General features: G+C 68.4%; 12 protein-coding genes. 1 reads left to right on the top strand and 11 read right to left on the bottom strand.

The window, feature by feature from the left end:
* Window positions 1–6: 6 nt before the first annotated feature.
* From QPK29_RS12820 to QPK29_RS12800, 5 genes are read right to left on the bottom strand one after another with little or no spacing between them, the layout of a single operon-like run.
* Window positions 7–972, bottom strand: coding sequence for a BadF/BadG/BcrA/BcrD ATPase family protein (locus QPK29_RS12820; protein WP_371769039.1), 966 nt, complete (start codon window positions 970–972; stop codon window positions 7–9).
* A complete protein-coding gene (locus QPK29_RS12815; RefSeq protein WP_082577131.1) occupies window positions 956–2,143 on the bottom strand; it encodes an SIS domain-containing protein in 1,188 nt (395 codons plus the stop codon). Before QPK29_RS12815 ends, QPK29_RS12820 begins: the two co-directional genes overlap by 17 nt.
* On the bottom strand, window positions 2,137–3,450 hold the full coding sequence (locus tag QPK29_RS12810) for a D-tagatose-bisphosphate aldolase, class II, non-catalytic subunit (protein WP_160409330.1): 1,314 nt from the start codon (window positions 3,448–3,450) through the stop codon (window positions 2,137–2,139). Before QPK29_RS12810 ends, QPK29_RS12815 begins: the two co-directional genes overlap by 7 nt.
* Before the next feature lie 25 nt (window positions 3,451–3,475).
* Window positions 3,476–4,396, bottom strand: a complete 921-nt coding sequence (locus QPK29_RS12805; protein ID WP_056130325.1) for a DMT family transporter — start codon at window positions 4,394–4,396, stop codon at window positions 3,476–3,478.
* An 11-nt stretch (window positions 4,397–4,407) separates the two neighbouring features.
* Window positions 4,408–7,200, bottom strand: a complete 2,793-nt coding sequence (locus QPK29_RS12800; RefSeq protein ID WP_371769038.1) for a TonB-dependent receptor — start codon at window positions 7,198–7,200, stop codon at window positions 4,408–4,410.
* Between the two features lie 172 nt (window positions 7,201–7,372).
* Here QPK29_RS12800 and QPK29_RS12795 point away from each other — a divergent pair, with 172 nt between their 5' ends.
* A complete protein-coding gene (locus tag QPK29_RS12795; protein WP_371763868.1) occupies window positions 7,373–7,948 on the top strand; it encodes a hypothetical protein in 576 nt (191 codons plus the stop codon).
* Between the two features lie 2 nt (window positions 7,949–7,950).
* Here QPK29_RS12795 and QPK29_RS12790 read toward each other — a convergent pair whose 3' ends face one another.
* The 6 genes from QPK29_RS12790 to QPK29_RS12765 are packed head-to-tail and all read right to left on the bottom strand — an operon-like array spanning window position 7,951 to window position 15,614.
* Window positions 7,951–8,772, bottom strand: coding sequence for an extracellular solute-binding protein (locus QPK29_RS12790; RefSeq protein ID WP_371769037.1), 822 nt, complete (start codon window positions 8,770–8,772; stop codon window positions 7,951–7,953).
* Window positions 8,773–8,790: 18 nt separating this feature from the next.
* On the bottom strand, window positions 8,791–9,534 hold the full coding sequence (locus tag QPK29_RS12785) for an energy-coupling factor ABC transporter ATP-binding protein (RefSeq protein ID WP_082577129.1): 744 nt from the start codon (window positions 9,532–9,534) through the stop codon (window positions 8,791–8,793).
* The gene (locus tag QPK29_RS12780) at window positions 9,531–10,241 is read right to left on the bottom strand and encodes an ABC transporter permease (protein ID WP_056130312.1); all 711 of its coding nucleotides are present in this window, start codon (window positions 10,239–10,241) and stop codon (window positions 9,531–9,533) included. Before QPK29_RS12780 ends, QPK29_RS12785 begins: the two co-directional genes overlap by 4 nt.
* Entirely contained in the window at window positions 10,238–11,107 is an 870-nt protein-coding gene (locus QPK29_RS12775) for a formate dehydrogenase accessory sulfurtransferase FdhD (RefSeq protein ID WP_056130311.1), read from the bottom strand. The genes QPK29_RS12780 and QPK29_RS12775 overlap by 4 nt, the downstream gene beginning before the upstream one ends.
* On the bottom strand, window positions 11,104–13,890 hold the full coding sequence (gene fdhF / locus QPK29_RS12770; RefSeq protein WP_371769036.1) for a formate dehydrogenase subunit alpha: 2,787 nt from the start codon (window positions 13,888–13,890) through the stop codon (window positions 11,104–11,106). Before fdhF ends, QPK29_RS12775 begins: the two co-directional genes overlap by 4 nt.
* Window positions 13,887–15,614: an NADH-ubiquinone oxidoreductase-F iron-sulfur binding region domain-containing protein gene (locus QPK29_RS12765; protein WP_371769035.1), complete on the bottom strand. Its 1,728-nt coding sequence runs from the start codon at window positions 15,612–15,614 to the stop codon at window positions 13,887–13,889. The genes fdhF and QPK29_RS12765 overlap by 4 nt, the downstream gene beginning before the upstream one ends.
* Between the last annotated feature and the right edge of the window lie 7 nt (window positions 15,615–15,621).

The following is a 15,621-nucleotide window of genomic DNA, read 5'->3' as shown; positions in this document are numbered from 1 at the left end:
GGGCGCTCAGATCGCGCCGGCAAGCCGTTCCACGGCGACGGCGGCGAGTGGCCGGCCGGCGCAGCGCGCGGCATACAGCGCGGCGCCGAGCACGGGCGGCAGCCGCGGCCGCGCCAGCCGGTAGGGCAAGGCGCGCGCGGCCAGCGCGCGCGCGAACGGCTCGCGCAGCGGCCCCCCGGCGGAGAACAGCCCGCCGCTATGCGACACCGCGACCTCCACGCCGGCCGCCACCCCAAGGGCGGCACGGACGGCGTCGACCATGCCCGCGAGCTCGCCGGCCGCGGCGTCGAGGATCGCCTGCGCTTGCGCGTCGCCCGCTGCCGCCGCCGCGCTGACCACGGGTGCCAGGGCGGCCACGCGACTGCGTTCGGCGTTCATTTCGCCATAGATGACGCCGCACAGGTCCAGGTCCTCCTGCAGCCCGAGGCGTGCGCGCAGCAGCCCGTGCAGCGGGCCGCGCACGGCTCGGCCGTCGCTCATGCGCGAGAACAGCGCCAGGCCGGCCCGCGCGATCCAGTAGGCCGAGCCTTCGTCGCTGAACAACTCGCCCCAGCCGCCGGCCCGCGCCCTGGCGCCGGCAAATTCGCCATACGCCATCGAACCGGTGCCGCCAATGACGCTGATGCCGTCGCGGCAGGCCAGCGAACCGGCCCAGCTGCACACCATGTCGTTGCCGCACAAGTAGCGCTGCGATCCGAGGATCGCGCGCGGCAGTGCGTCGAGCACAGGCTGGACGGCGCGGTCTTCGCCATAGGCCGGCAGCCCGAAGAAGCCGAAGGCGACGTCGCCGGTCCCGGCGCCGGCCGCGTGCAACACCGCCCGGCAGCCGCGTTCGAGCATGGCGGCGGTGCCATCCATACCGACCTCCAGGTAGTAGGCGCTGCCCTCTTCGTGGCGAGCCAGGACCCGTCCCTGCTCGTCGATGAGGGCGAACGCCGTCTTGGTACCGCCGCCATCAACGCCGAGAAACATCGCTCGCTCCCTGGGTGAACGGATAAATGGTCACGCCGCGCACCACGCGGTTGACGGTGCCCGACATGCTCGGCGTATCCGGACGCAGGCCGAGCGCCAGCGACTGCAGCAGCGCATGGGCCTGGCAAAACACGACGAAGGGCAAGGCCAGCGCCGGTTCGGCGAGTGCGCCGGCGCCGTCCAGCGCAAGGCAGTCGTCGCCCAGCTCGGGCTCGGGCCGGCCGCTCAGGGCCAGCACGCGGCCGGCATGACCGTCCCTGCGCAGTTCACGCAGCAGGTCGAGGTCATACCGGCGTGCATGCGCATCGTTCGACAACAGCACCACGACCAGGGTGTCGGCATCGACCACGGTCTTGGGGCCATGACGGAAACCCAGGGGCGAGTCATGCAGGGCGACGATGCGGCCATCGCTCAGCTCGAGCAGCTTGAGCGCGGCCTCGCGGGCCAGCCCGCGCAGCTCGTTGCTGCCGAGGTAGACGACGCGCCCGAAGCGCCGCGCCACCAGCGCTTCGAGCAGCGGCAAGGCGCTGTCCCGCACCTGCGCGGCTGCCGCGGACGTTGCCGCCACCACGTCCGGCGCCAGCACGCCGAAGGCCAGCGCGGCCGCGAGCAGCATCGACGTGAAACTCGTGGTCATGGCGAAGCCACGGTCGTGGGTGGCATCCGGCAGCAGGAGAGCCAGGGCGCCGGCGCGGCCTTGTGCCATGCGGTACAACTCGCCGTCGGGATTGCAGGTGATGACAAGGTGGTGCACGTCGGGCAGGAGCTCGTCGGCCAGCGCCACCGCTGCCACGCTCTCGGGGCTGCTCCCCGAACGGGCGAACGACACGAGCAGCGTGGGCACCGCGGGCTGCAGGAAGCGCTGCGGTCCCGAGACGATATCGGTGGTCGGCACGGCTTCGGCGCGCAGTCCCTGGCGCAGCATGGACGGGACCAGGCACTCGCCGATGAAGGCCGAGGTACCCGCGCCGGCCAGCACGATGCGCAGGTCCTGCCGCGCCAGCAACGGACCGAGGAAAGCGTCCAGGGCGCCGCGCCGCTGCGCCACCAGCGCATCGATCTCGCGCCACACCTCCGGCTGCTGTGCGATCTCGCGCGCGGTCAGGCATGCGCCTGCCTGCTCCAGGCGGTCTTCGCCGATTCCAAAAATTTCCCTGTTTACTACTAGCATGTTTCCAACTCCTTCGTTGCGGGGACCGCCGTGCAGGCGTCCATATACTGGCGCAGCACCCTGGCCACGCCATCCTTGAGCAAATCGGCCGGCCGGTTGCGCACGCGGCCCTCGCGTACCGCCTCGTACTGGAACGGCAGGTACTGGCTCAGCAGCGTCAGCGGCGGCGCTTCGCGCTCCAGCCTGGCCAGCAGCCGTGCCTGCGCCGCCTGGATGGCCGGATGCGGCCAGTAATAGCGGATCCGGTCGCTCAGGCTGTACTGCTGGTCGAAGCGCACGCGCGCCGCGTCGGCGTCCGGTCCGCCGTAGTACCTGGCCCAGTAGCCCGGTTCCGCGCGCATGACTTCCAGCACCGTGTCCTTGAATGCCGAGCCTTCCTTCGCGCCCGACATCTCGTCCTCGATCCCGGCCAGTGCCCACAAGGCCTCGCGCAGCGCAAAGGTCAGCCCGGGACCGACCTTCAGGATCGCGTAGTGGTCGCGCACCAGGGCGGCCAGCCCGGCCGGCGTCTGGTAGTCGGTCGAATGCGCCTCGTAGACCATGCCCGGCACGCCTTCGATGAAGGCACTCAAGGCCGCGGCCTTGCCGGGCTGGTAGTCGATCACCTTGTGGTGGTCGAATTCGACGCCCGGCTGCACCACGAGACCGATCACGCGCGGCCACGCGCCCTCCAGCCCGGCGCGGGCAAACGCGGCGCGGTGCACGTCGATGGTGGCTTGCGCGGCGCCCGGCGTGGTCACGCCCAGCTCGTCCAGGTCTTCGTGGGCACCGCCCGGCACCGGCACCTCGGTGCCGACGATATAGACCGGCGCCGGACCGCCGGCGGCGCGCCAGGCACGCTCGGCGACGGCGCACAGGCGCGCCGCGCGCTGCGCCACCACGTCGTCGGGCAGCGGCACCGGGTCGCCGGCGCAGGACATCGAGCAATCCAGGTGAATCTTGCGAAATCCCGCCGCCACGTACTGGTCGATCAGCACCTCTGCCCTGGCCATGGCGGCATCGGCGGGCAGGTCCTGCCAGGCGTTCGGCCCAAGATGATCGCCGCCGAGCAGCACGCGTTCGCGCGGCATGCCGGCACGGTCGGCAATGGCGTGCGCGAAATCGCGGAAGGCCGCCGGCGTCATGCCGGTGTAGCCGCCATGCTGGTTCACCTGATTCGAGGTCGCCTCGATCAGGACCGGCAGGCCGCGCTGCGCGGAAGCCTCCATCGCGGCTTCGATGACGAGGGGATGGGCAGAGCACACCGAATGCATGCCCAGCGCCGTGCCCGCCTTGTGGCGCTGGACCAGGTTCAACAAATATTCCATGTCAGGTTCCGTATAGTCGTCCGCTTCACGCGGATGCGTTGTCGTCGGGCTGCAGCGCAAGCAGCATGGCCGCCACCAGCGAGAGCACGATGCCCGCCAGCTTGGCGCCCCCCGGCAGCGTCCCCGCCAGGGCGATCGCGATGACGGTCGTCAGCAGCGGTGCGCCGGCGTTCACCAGGGGCGACACCACCAGCGCCTTGCCCTGGCGGAAAGCATGCACCAGGGTCAGGGCGCCGATGGCGTTCAGTACCTGGGTCGCCGCGGCGAGCAATGGCCCGGACGGGCCGTAGTTGATCGGCTGGGAAAAATCCGTCATGGCCAGCGCGACCGGTATGACCAGCAGCGCGCTGGCCGTCATGTAGAAGAAGATGCTCTCGGGGTCCATGCTGGCGTTGGCCAGCTTGATCAGGTAAGCCTGCAAACCCCATGCGACCAGCACGCCCAGCGCCAGCACGAACCACAGGCCGTAGGACTGGGGCGCGCCGCCCGGCGCATAGTCGAACAGCGGCAGCGCGCAGAGCGCCAGCAGGATGCCGGCCGTCCCGAGGCCCCCGGTGCGTTCGCGCAGGAACAGGAAGGACAGCACGATCGTGATCACCGGCGACAGCGAGATGAGGGGAAAGATCAGGTAGGTCGGCCCGGCCTTGACCGCGTAGAACAGGACCATCTGTCCACCGGCGCCGAGCAGGCCGATCGACAGCCCATAGGCGACCGCGCGGGCATCGCGGCGTATCCGCCACCCGGCGCGCGCCAGCACGACCAGGGCCGGCGGCACCATGGTCAGCGCCCACACCACGTAGATCAGCGTTTCCGGAAAGCCGTGCTGGCTGGGCAGCCCGGCGAAGGCGCCCCACACGCCCCACAGCAGCGTGGTGGCCAGTGCGTAGCCGAGCCAGCCGGCCGGGCGTACGCCTGCCTTCGCTTCCATCGTCGTCGTCGGTTCCATCGCGCGCTCCATCAGAACTTCACACTCATGCCGGCCACGTACGTGCGGCCCCAGGTCTCGAAGCCGTACAGCGCATCGGGCCGCCCAAGGTTGGAGCGCATCTCCGCGTCGCCCAGGTTCTTGCCTTCGACGAAGACAGTGACGTTGCGCGTCACGTCCCACGATGCCGACGCCGTCACCCAGGTCAGCGCATCGACCTTGTTCGGGAAGCCGGCGATCACGTTGGTGCTCTGCGTGTATTCGCCGGTGTAATCGAAGGAGATCGATGCGTTGATGCCGTTCCGCTCGTACAGGAAGCCGAGCGAGGACGCGGTCGGCGCCACGCCTTCGAGCTGGCCGACGTAGGCGCCGTTCTGGTACGCCCGGGTCAGGGTCTTGGCAAATTTGGCGTTGATGCCGAAGCCGTTGTCGAACAGGTGCTGGATGCCGATCTCGATGCCGCGCACGCGTGCCTTGTCGCCGTTGACCGGGTGCGTCACCGTATAGAGGTAGCCGGGTACGCCGATATCGACGTGCTCGTCGGTCTGGTAGGTCACGAAATTCTTGATCTGCTTGGCGAAGACCGCGGCGGTGATCGCCGATTTCGGGCGGTAATACCATTCGACCGAAATGTCCTGCTGCACCGCCTCGGTCGGCTTGAGCTTGGGATCGCCGACGATACTCAGCAGGTAGGTGCGGTCCAGCGTGTTGTCGGTGCGCGTCGGCGCCAGCTTGTCGAGCGAGGGCCTGGCCATCACCTTGGCCACCGCGGCCCGCACGACGAAGTCCTCGCGCGCCCACCAGCTCAGGTTGGCGGACGGCAGCAGCTTGGTATAGCTGCCGTCTTCCGACACCGGCACGGCCGGGCTGTAGGTGACGGTCGGGCTGCTGGTCGGGATGTTCGGCGTCGGGTCGTCGATCGCGACGATCTGGTCGATCGCACTCTTCGACGTGGTCCTGGTACGCACCACGCGCATGCCCACGTTGCCGTTCCAGTTGTCTCCGGACAGTTCGAGCTGGCCGTACAACGTCGCGGTCTTCTCACGCACCGAGTAGGAATCGGTGGGCACGAACACCGGCTGGGAACGCGCCACGTCGAAGGTGTCGCCGGTCGGGTTGCCTTCGGCGTCGAGCACGGGCTTGCCGTTCAGGCTCTGCAGCGCACGAAAATAGGCCGGTACGTCGAAAGCGATGAAGCTGCCGGGAAAGCTGCCGCCCGCATTGCGCATGTAGTTCGGCAGCGTCATCGGGCGCACCACGTCGGCGCCGAGCGAAGCGAAAGTGGTCGAGTACATGTCGCAGTACTGGCAGGCCCCGCCGCTCTTCTCGTTGCCGATCGAATTGCGATCCTTCTTGCGCGACGTGCCGCTGGCGCCGAACTGGATGCCGTCGATGTGCCAGGTGCCGTCCATCGCCAGCCGGCCGTCGAGGGAGGCGCCGTCGATGGTGTCCTTGATGTCGTTACCGGTGAGGCCGGTGAAATGGATGCCGTAGTCCTTGTTGCCCAGGCGGCCTGCGGCGAGTTCGGTCGCCAGGTCCCGGCCATCCTCGAGCGTCACGCGGATGTCGGGAAAGGCGCCATTGTTGGCCCGGTAATAGCCGGTATTGTGTCCGGCGATGCCGGCAACCACGAAGGTGTCCTTGCCGCCCGAGTCGCGCTTCGACGTCGAACGGTAGATGTCGCCGTTCAGCTTCAACCTGCTGGTCGGCTTCCATTCGCCGCGCCAGCCGAATTGCATGGTGTCGACCACGCGGTCGGTGGTCACGTTAGACATCTCCGGGACCAGGTCGTGCACCGTCATGCCGGTCACCAGGCGGTCCTTGACGACGATGTCGGACCAGCGGCCGGGCGCATGCTCGACGTAATAGGACTGCTGGTAGCCGACCTGCGGCGAGTCGAGGCGGGTCGCCAAGCCATCGACGATCATCTTGAACTGCGGCGTGACCTTCCATTCGAAGGCACCGGACAGCGCCGAGCGCTTTTTCTCCTCGAATACCGAGCCGAACGAGATGCAGCATGGCGCCAGCAGGTTGCTCTCGCCGGGGCCGATGGCGCCGTCACCGTTGACGTCGACGCTTCCCGGCGAGTCGGCGTTGTAGGTCTGGTAGCCGAGCGAGTCCGTGCGCACCTTACGCTTGGAAAAAACGGCGCCGACGAGCACGCCCATGGTGTTGTTGTTGAACGTGTTGCTGACGACGCCCGACAGCTTGCCGCCGTTGTTGCGCGACAGGTCGTTATGCTCGCCTTCGAACCGCACGGAAGAGCGAAAGCCCGGGATATCGAGCGGGCGCGCCGAGCGCAGATTCACCGAACCGCCGATGCTGCCCTCCATTTGCGCCGCTTCGGCCGACTTCATGACGTCGGCGCCGCTGATCACTTCCGACGGCAGCACGTCGAAAGCGAAGTCGCGTCCATCGCCGTCGGTCGCCAGGATGCGCTTGTTCAGCGTGACGATGTTGTAGCCGGAGCCCAGGCCGCGCACATTGATGTACTGCCCCTCCCCGCCGCGGGTGCGCGATACCGAGATGCCGGAGATATGGGTCAGCGAGTCGGCCACGTTATCGTCAGGAAAACGGCCCAGTTCCGTGGCCGAGATCGAATCCTGGATGACGTCCGCATTGCGTTTCAAATCGAGCGACTTTGCCAGCGCGGCGCGCGCACCCGTCACCACGACCACTGCGCCCTGCGGTTCCGGCGTCGTGGATACGGTGGCCGGCGGCGCGACATCGGGCTGGGCCTGCGCGAACGCAGTGGTGCACAGGGCCATTTCCACCGCGGCGGCGATCAGGGTGCGGCGGGCTCTTGTTTCGTGTCTCCTTGGCATGCCTACTTCTCCTCTTATGTATTGTTATAGGATAGTAATAAAATGCAATTGAAAACACAAGCAACTTTCGAAAGCTTTCGAAACCTTTTTTATTTCGTTGTTTTTAGATTGCAGAAGGCTGAATGGTGCTGCGGGCAGCTGCATCCCGTATGATCTGGAACGGGGACCGACCATGAAACCATCATCTATTGCGCTCCTGATCTCTGCAGTCCTCGCGTTCTCGCAGTCAAGCGCGGCGGGGCCGGACAATCCCGCCACGAAGACGTCCGCCGCGGCGCATGACGGCCAACACGATTTCGACTGGGAGATCGGCACCTGGGATACGCAACTGAAACGCTTGCGCGAGCCGCTCAGCGGCAAAGCCGATTGGGTCGAGTACACGGGCACGTCGGTCGTCAAGGCGGTGATGGGCGGGCAGGCCAACCTCGTCGAGCTGGATGTGCGCGGCAGCAGCGGACGGATCGCGGGCGTGTCGCTGCGCCTGTACCAGCCCGCGACCGGGCAATGGACCCTGCATTTCGCAAACCTGGCCAACGGGTTGATGACCGACCCGATGCAGGGATCTTTCAAGAATGGCCAAGGCACCTTTTACGGCAAGGACACCGTGGACGGGCGCGCGGTGCTGGTGCGGTTCCTGATCGTGCCGATGGGCGCCGGCCAGTGGCGCTTCGAGCAGGCGTATTCGGCGGATGGCGGGAGGCGTTGGGAGACCAACTGGATCGCCGTCGATACCCGCCGCAAGGGATAGGTTTATTTCGCCGACGGGAAAAACAACTGCTCGCCCGCCGGCTTGAACGAAGCGATCTTCGCCTGCCCTTCCGGCGACGTGATCCACTCGATCAACACCTTCGCGCCCTTGTAGTTGATCCCCTTGTGCTTCGCCGGATTGACGGCAATGATCCCGTACGGATTGAACATCCGCTTGTCGCCCTCGACGAGGATGGCCAGTCCCGTCTTCGCTTTGTAGGCGCCATACGTCGCGCGGTCCGTCAGCGTGTAGGCGCCCATCTCCGCCGCCATGTTCAGCACCTCGCCCATGCCCAGGCCGGCGTTGACGTAGTTGCTCCCGGCGGGCTTCGGGCCCGCCTGCTGCCAGTAGCCATTCTCCATCACGTCCGTGCCGGAATTGTCGCCGCGCGAGATGAATTTCACGTTGGCCGCCGCGATCTTCCTGAAGGCCGCGATGACGTCGCGGCTGCCCTTCACGCCCGCCGGGTCGGCGACCGGTCCCGCGACGATGAAGTCGTTGTACATGACGTCGTGGCGGTCGATCCCCCAGCCCTCGGCCACGAATTTGTCCTCCAGCGCGCGCGCGTGCACGAGCGTCACGTCGACGTCGCCGTTCTTGCCCAACTCCAGCGCCTTGCCGGTGCCGACGGAGATCACGTTGACCTTGATGCCCGTCTTCGCTTCGAACGCGGGCAGCAGGTAGCCCAGCAGGCCCGAGTTCTCGGTGCTCGTGGTCGTGGACAGGCGCAGAGGCTTACCGGACTGCGTGTCCGATTGCGCATGCACGAACGGAACGGCACAAACAAGGCCGGCGATGAGCGCGAGGATGGAACGGCGTTGCATGATTTCTCCTTGTTGGTATCAGCGGTGTTCGAGATGCCCGTCGCGCAGCTTCAACCGCTGCACGCCGGGCAGGTTGATCAGGTCGCGGTCGTGGCAGGCGATGATGACGCTGCTCCCCGCTTCGATCATGGTCGGAATCAGGGCGATCACCTGTTCGCGCGCGGCGCCGTCCAGGTTCGCCGTCGGCTCGTCCAGCAGCAGCAGGCGCGGCTCCAGCACTTTTGCACGCGCGAGCGCCACGCGCTGTTTTTCGCCGCCCGACAGCCGCGTCGGGTCCGTGTCGCGCAGGTGCGCCACGCCGGCCCACGCCATCGCCTCTGCCACGACGGGACGCACGGTCTCGGGCTTTTCGCCGCGCACGACGAGGCCGTAGCCGATGTTGTCGGCGACGCTCGTCGAGAACAGGATCGGGTGCTGGTGCACGTAGACGATCGCCCGGCGCAGCGCGCGCGGATACGGGTGCACGCGCAGGACGTCCTCGCCGGCGAAGCGCAGGCTGTCGATCTCGGCCCGCTCCAGGCCGCCCAGCACGCGCAGCAGGGTGCTTTTGCCGGCGCCGTTCATCCCCGTCAGCACGTAGGCACTGTGCGTGGCGATCTCGAGCCGGTCGATGTCGAACAGCAGCCGGTCGCCATGGCGCTTGCGCAGGCCGCGCACGCCCAGCAGGGCCTTGCGGCGCTCGTCGCGCCGCTTCACGCGCTGTGATTCGCCCTCGTTCTCGTACACGGCCGCCGAAATCTGCGAATGGATGCCGATGCTCATGCGCGCTCCCGGGCGGTGTGCGCGTCGCCCTGCAGCAGCATCAGCGCGCCGTTCATCAGCAACGCAATCGACACGAGCACGATGCCGAGCGCGATGCCCTGTGCGAACTCGCCCTTGCTCGTCTCCAGCGCGATCGCGGTCGTGATCGTGCGGGTCTCGCCTTCGATGTTCCCGCCCACCATCAGTGCGCAGCCCACTTCCGAGATCACGCGGCCGAAGCCGGACAGCACGGCCGCCATCACGCCGAAGCGCGCCTCGTACAGCACGCGCACCATCACCTGCATCGGCGCCGCGCCCAGCGCGATCGCGGTCTCGGCATAGCGCGGATCGAGCCCCTGCACGGCCGCCAGCGTAAAGGCGAGCAGCACGGGCAGCGCGACGACGCACTGGCCGAACACGATGCCGGGCTGCGAAAAGAGCCATTGCAGGCCGCCCAGCGGCCCGTGGCGCGACAGCAGCAAATACAGCAGGAGGCCGATCAGGACGGTCGGCAGCGACAGCGCCGCCTGCGCCAGCCAGATGACGATGCGCCGCCCGCGGAACTTGCGCATGGCGACGACGTAACCGATCAGGATCGCGGGCGGCGTGGCCAGCAGCAGGCCGACGATGCTCGTCTTGAGCGACACCCAGACGATGCGCCACAGGTCGGGATCCCCCGTGAACAGCAGCGTGAACGCGCGCGCGACGGCGTCGGCAATCGCATTCATGCCGTTCGCAACGTGCGCGCCGTCTCCAGCGCGGCGAGCCATTCCGGCTCGAACACGAGGCGCTCCTCGCCGGACAGCAGCAGGAAGTGATGGCCGCTGCAGCGCGCGAGCAGCGACATGCCGACCTGCTCCGCCACCGCATGGCCCATCTGTGTCGTGCCGGAACGCGACAGCAGGAACGGGATGCCCATCTGCGCGCCCTTGATGACCATTTCGGACGTCAGCCGCCCGGTCGTGTAGAACACCTTGTCGGCGCCCTCCATCCCCTCCAGCCACATCAGCCCCGCGATGGCGTCGACGGCATTGTGGCGGCCCACGTCCTCGATGAACCACAGCAGGTCGCCGTCGCTCGTGAACAGCGCGCAGCCGTGCACGGAGCCGGCCTGCTTGTACACGGATTGCTGGGTGCGCACCGTCTCGACGATGCGGTGCACGACGGACTGGCGCAGGCGCGCGTCGGGCGGCAGCACGATGCGGTCGACTTCGTCCATCAGGCCGCCGAACACGGAACCCTGGCCGCAACCGGTCGTGACGACCTTCTTGGCCGTGCGCGCCTCGACGTCCTGGATGCCGCCGCGTGTGACGACGGCCACGGCATCGACGGACCAGTCGACCTGCACGGACACGATGTCGTCCAGCGAGCGCACGAGGCGCTGGTTGCGCAGGTAGCCCAGCGTCAGCGCTTCCGGCGCCGCGCCCAGGGTCATCAGCGTGACGAGCTCGCGCTTGTCGACATAGACCGTCAGCGGGCGCTCGGCCGGAATGTAGAGCGTCTCGCGGCGCCCGCGCTCGTCGATGGCCGTCACGGGATGCGTGAGGCCGGCGCTGGCCTGCGATAGCTGGGGACGATAAGAAGATGATGTCATGCTTGCAATTCTGCCACGTCCCCCAAAATCTGGCCGCCACCGTAGGAACCGGGGTGCGCGACCTCGCCGCCCAGCCGCACGCGCACGGCGCAGTACTTGAATTCCGGGATCTTGCCGAACGGGTCGAGCGCCGCATTCGTCAGCCGGTTGATCGCGGCCTCGTAATAACAGAACGGGACGAACACGGCGCCGCGCGGCGTGCCGTCGTCGGCCCGGGCATACAGCGTGACCTCGCCGCGGCGCGACGTGATCGTGATCACGTCGCCCGGCCGGCCCCCGAGCGCTTCCAGGTCGAGCGGATGCACGAGCGCGACCGGGTCCGGCTCCAGCGCGTCCAGCACGCCCGCGCGGCGCGTCATGCTGCCCGTGTGCCAGTGCTCGAGCTGGCGGCCCGTAATCAGCACGACGGGGTAGTCGGTGTCGGGGCGCTCGTCGGCCGGGATGATGTCTGCCGGGACGAAGCGCGCGCGGCCGCCTTCGCGCGGAAACTCGCGCGTGAAGACGACGGGTTCGCCCGGATCGCCCGGCACGCGGCACGGGTACGTGACGGCACCGTCGTGTTCCAGCCGGTCCCACGTGATACCGGCGATGCTGGGCATGAGGTTGCGCATTTCGTCGAACACGGCGGCCGGTCCGGCGTAATCCCAGTCCAGGCCAAGGCGGTGCGCCATCTGCTGGATGATCCACAGGTCCTGGCGCGCATCTCCCGGCGGGTCCAGCGCCTGGCGGCCCAGCTGCACGACGCGGTCCGTGTTCGTGAAGCTGCCGGTCTTTTCCGCGAAGCTTGATGCGGGCAGGATCACGTCGGCCAGGTATGCCGTCTCCGTGAGGAAGATGTCTTGCACGACGAGGTGGTCCAGCGCCGCCAGCGCCTCGCGCGCATGGTTCGCATCCGGGTCGGACATGGCGGGGTTCTCGCCCATGATGTACATGCCTTTGATCCCACCGGCCAGGATATCGTCCATGATCTCGACGACCGTCAGGCCAGGCTTGCCGTCGAGCTGCCTGCCCCACGCGGCCTCGAATGTCGCCTGTGCCTGCACATCGTCGACACGGCGGTAATCCGGATACATCATCGGGATGAGCCCCGCATCCGACGCGCCCTGCACGTTGTTCTGGCCACGCAGCGGATGCAGGCCCGTGCCGGGACGGCCGATCTGGCCCGTCATCAGCGCGAGCGCGATCAGGCAGCGCGCATTGTCCGTGCCATGCACGTGCTGCGACACGCCCATGCCCCACAGGATCATCGATCCCTTCGATGTCGCATACAGCCGCGCCACGTAGCGGATCGTCTCCGCGGCGATGCCGCAGATGGGCGCCATCGCTTCCGGGCTGTAGTGCGCCACGTTCGCGGCCAGCGCGTCGTAGCCGCTCGTGCGGTCGGCGATGAACGCCGGGTCGACGAGGCCCTCTTCCACGATCGTGTGCATCATGGCGTTGAGCAGCGCGACGTCCGTGTCGGGCTTGAACTGCAGGAAGCGGTGCGCGTGGCGCGCGAGGTCGGAGCGGCGCGGGTCCGCGACGATCAGTTTTACACCCGTCCTCGCCGCGTTCTTCATCCACGTGGCCGCGACGGGATGGTTGACGGTCGGGTTGGCGCCGATGACCAGCACGACCTCCGCGCGCGTCACGTCCATCACCGGGTTCGACACGGCGCCCGAGCCGATCCCTTCCAGCAGCGCGGCGACGGACGACGCGTGGCACAGCCGCGTGCAGTGGTCGACGTTGTTGCTGCCGAAGCCCGTGCGCACGAGCTTCTGGAACAAGTAGGCTTCCTCGTTGCTGCCCTTGGCCGAACCGAAGCCGGCCAGCGCGCGCCCGCCGTGCGCGGCGCGGATGCGCGCGAGGCCGCCGCCGGCCGCCTCCAGCGCTTCGTCCCACGTCGCTGCGCGGAACACGTCCAGCACGCGCGCCGGGTCCATCGTGAATTCACCGTTCTTCGGCATGCCTTCACGACGGATCAGCGGCATGGTGAGACGCTGCGGATGGTGCGCGTAGTCGTAGCCGTAGCGCCCCTTCACGCACAGGCGGCCGTGGTTGGCGGGACCGTCGCGGCCCTCCACGCGCACGATGCGGTTGTCCTTCACGTGGTACGTCAGCTGGCAGCCCACGCCGCAGTACGGGCACACGGAATCGACCTGCTTGTCGGGCACGGCGAGTGCCGCGCCGCGCGCCGGCGCCAGCGCCCCCGTCGGACAGGCCTGCACGCATTCGCCGCACGCGACGCACGTGGACGCGCCCATCGGATCGCCCTGGTCGAACACGATGCGCGCATTTTCTCCGCGGCCGGCAAGGCCGATCACGTCGTTGACCTGCTCGTCGCGGCATGCGCGCACGCAGCGCGTGCACTGGATGCAGGCGTCGAGGTTCACTTCGATCGCGGCATGGCTCGCGTCCGCCGGCGGCACCGCGCGCGTGGCGGGAAAGCGCGGCGTGCCCACGCCGAGTTTATCTGCCCACTGCGCGACCTCGTTCTCGCGCGTGCGGGGAGTGTCCGACAGGTCGGACAGCAGCAGCTCCAGCACCATCCTGCGTGCGGCGACGGCGCGGTCGCTGTCCGTGCGCACCTTCATGCCGGGCGCCGGATGGCGGCAGCACGACGGCGCCAGCGTGCGCTCGCCGTCGACTTCCACGACGCACGCGCGGCAGTTACCGGCCGGCTCCAGCCCGTCCTTGTGGCACAGGTGCGGCAGGGCGATGCCGGCGCGGGCCGCGGTCTCGAAGATCGTCTCGAACGGTTGCGCCTCGACGGTCCGGCCGTCGAGCTCGAAAAACACAGTCATGACGCCTCCAGCTCGTGCGGGAAATACTTGATGACGCAGTCGAACGGATTCGGCGCCGCCTGGCCCAGGCCGCAGATGGACGCGTCGCGCATCACCTGCGACAGCTCGGTCAGCAGCGCGGTGTCCCACGTCGCCCGCTCCATCAGCGCGACGGCCTTCGCGGTGCCGGCGCGGCACGGCGTGCACTGGCCGCACGATTCGTCGCGGAAGAAGCGCAAGGTGTTCAGCGCGGCGGCGCGGGCCGTGTCGCGATCGGACAGCACGACGACGGCTGCCGAACCGATGAAGCAGCCATGGCGCTGCAAGGTGTCGAAGTCGAGCGGAATATTGGCCATCGAGGCCGGCAGGATGCCGCCCGAGGCGCCGCCCGGCAGGTACGCATAGAACGTGTGCCCGTCCTGCATGCCGCCGCAGTATTCGTCCAGGAGTTCCTGCATCGTGATGCCGGCCGGTGCCAGCTTCACGCCCGGCTCGCGCACGCGGCCCGACACGGAAAACGAGCGCAGCCCCTTCCGACCGTGGCGGCCCCGGTTCGTGAACCATTCCGCGCCGCGCTCGACGATATCGCGCACCCAGTACAGCGTTTCCATGTTGTGTTCCAGCGTGGGCCGCCCGAACAGGCCCACTTGCGCGACGTACGGCGGGCGCAGGCGCGGCATCCCGCGCTTGCCCTCGATCGATTCGATCATCGCGGATTCCTCGCCGCAGATGTACGCGCCGGCGCCGCGCCGCAGGACGATGTCCGGCAGGCCGGGCACCGGAGGATCGGCGCGCAGCCGGTCGAGTTCCGTTTCCAGCATGGCGCGCAGGCCGTGGTATTCGTCGCGCAGGTACAGGTAGATCGTCTCGATGCCGACGGCCCACGCGGCGACGAGCGCGCCTTCCAGGAAGCGGTGCGGGTCGCGTTCCAGGTAATGCCGGTCCTTGAAGGTGCCCGGCTCGCCTTCGTCGATGTTGACGGCCATGAGGCGCGGGCCCGGCTCGTTCCTGACGATGCGCCACTTGCGCCCGGCCGGAAAACCGGCGCCGCCCAGGCCGCGCAGGCCGGACGCCATCAGGGTCACGATCACGCTCTCCGGGTCGAACCGCCCTTCCGTGCACGCACGCAGCAGCCGGTAGCCGCCGGCTTCGCGGCAGGCGTCGTAGTCGAGGTGGCCCGTGTGGACGTCGGTGGTCGCGCGCGCGCTGACGGCGGCCAGCACCGACTCGGCGCTCGCATGGGTGACGGGCCGCTGGCCGACGAGGGCCGCGGGCGCCTTGTCGCAGCGGCCGATGCACGGCGCGGCCAGCACGCGCACCTCGGTGCCGAGAATCGCCGGCAAACGGTCCAGCAGGCCGCGCGCGCCGGCCAGTTCGCACGACAGGCCGGCGCACACGCGCACGCTGAGCGCGGGCGGCGCAGCCTCGCCGTCGCGCAGCACGTCGAAGTGGTGGTAGAACGTGGCCACCTCGTAGACCTCGGATTGCGCCAGCTTCAGCTCCTGCGCCAGCGCGGCCAGGTGCGCGGCGGACAAGCTACCGTAGCGGTCCTGGATCTTGTGCAGATGCTCGATGAGCAGGTCACGCCGCCGAGGCGCATCCCCCAGCGCCGCCTGCACCTCGGCGAGCGCCTGCGGGTCGACACGGCGGCCCTTCGGCGCCTCGCGCTTGCGCTGGCGGCTCGGGCCCTGGGCCGCGATCGGGATCACCGTCCTGCCGGCCGCGGGTACCATGGGTTCTGCCATGCCTCCT

Source organism: Massilia orientalis (genome assembly GCF_030411975.2).
In the GTDB taxonomy this organism is placed as follows: domain Bacteria; phylum Pseudomonadota; class Gammaproteobacteria; order Burkholderiales; family Burkholderiaceae_D; genus Telluria; species Telluria orientalis.
This window is presented reverse-complemented; position numbering and strand designations above follow the sequence as displayed.

What these genes read in the sequence shown, in the direction of transcription:
- QPK29_RS12820 (WP_371769039.1), bottom strand. Translation starts at nt 972, where the DNA reads ATGTTTCTCGGCGTTGATGGCGGCGGTACCAAGACGGCGTTCGCCCTC.
- QPK29_RS12815 (WP_082577131.1), bottom strand. Translation starts at nt 2,143, where the DNA reads ATGCTAGTAGTAAACAGGGAAATTTTTGGAATCGGCGAAGACCGCCTG.
- QPK29_RS12810 (WP_160409330.1), bottom strand. Translation starts at nt 3,450, where the DNA reads ATGGAATATTTGTTGAACCTGGTCCAGCGCCACAAGGCGGGCACGGCG.
- QPK29_RS12805 (WP_056130325.1), bottom strand. Translation starts at nt 4,396, where the DNA reads ATGGAACCGACGACGACGATGGAAGCGAAGGCAGGCGTACGCCCGGCC.
- QPK29_RS12800 (WP_371769038.1), bottom strand. Translation starts at nt 7,200, where the DNA reads ATGCCAAGGAGACACGAAACAAGAGCCCGCCGCACCCTGATCGCCGCC.
- QPK29_RS12795 (WP_371763868.1), top strand. Translation starts at nt 7,373, where the DNA reads ATGAAACCATCATCTATTGCGCTCCTGATCTCTGCAGTCCTCGCGTTC.
- QPK29_RS12790 (WP_371769037.1), bottom strand. Translation starts at nt 8,772, where the DNA reads ATGCAACGCCGTTCCATCCTCGCGCTCATCGCCGGCCTTGTTTGTGCC.
- QPK29_RS12785 (WP_082577129.1), bottom strand. Translation starts at nt 9,534, where the DNA reads ATGAGCATCGGCATCCATTCGCAGATTTCGGCGGCCGTGTACGAGAAC.
- QPK29_RS12780 (WP_056130312.1), bottom strand. Translation starts at nt 10,241, where the DNA reads ATGAATGCGATTGCCGACGCCGTCGCGCGCGCGTTCACGCTGCTGTTC.
- QPK29_RS12775 (WP_056130311.1), bottom strand. Translation starts at nt 11,107, where the DNA reads ATGACATCATCTTCTTATCGTCCCCAGCTATCGCAGGCCAGCGCCGGC.
- fdhF (WP_371769036.1), bottom strand. Translation starts at nt 13,890, where the DNA reads ATGACTGTGTTTTTCGAGCTCGACGGCCGGACCGTCGAGGCGCAACCG.
- QPK29_RS12765 (WP_371769035.1), bottom strand. Translation starts at nt 15,614, where the DNA reads ATGGCAGAACCCATGGTACCCGCGGCCGGCAGGACGGTGATCCCGATC.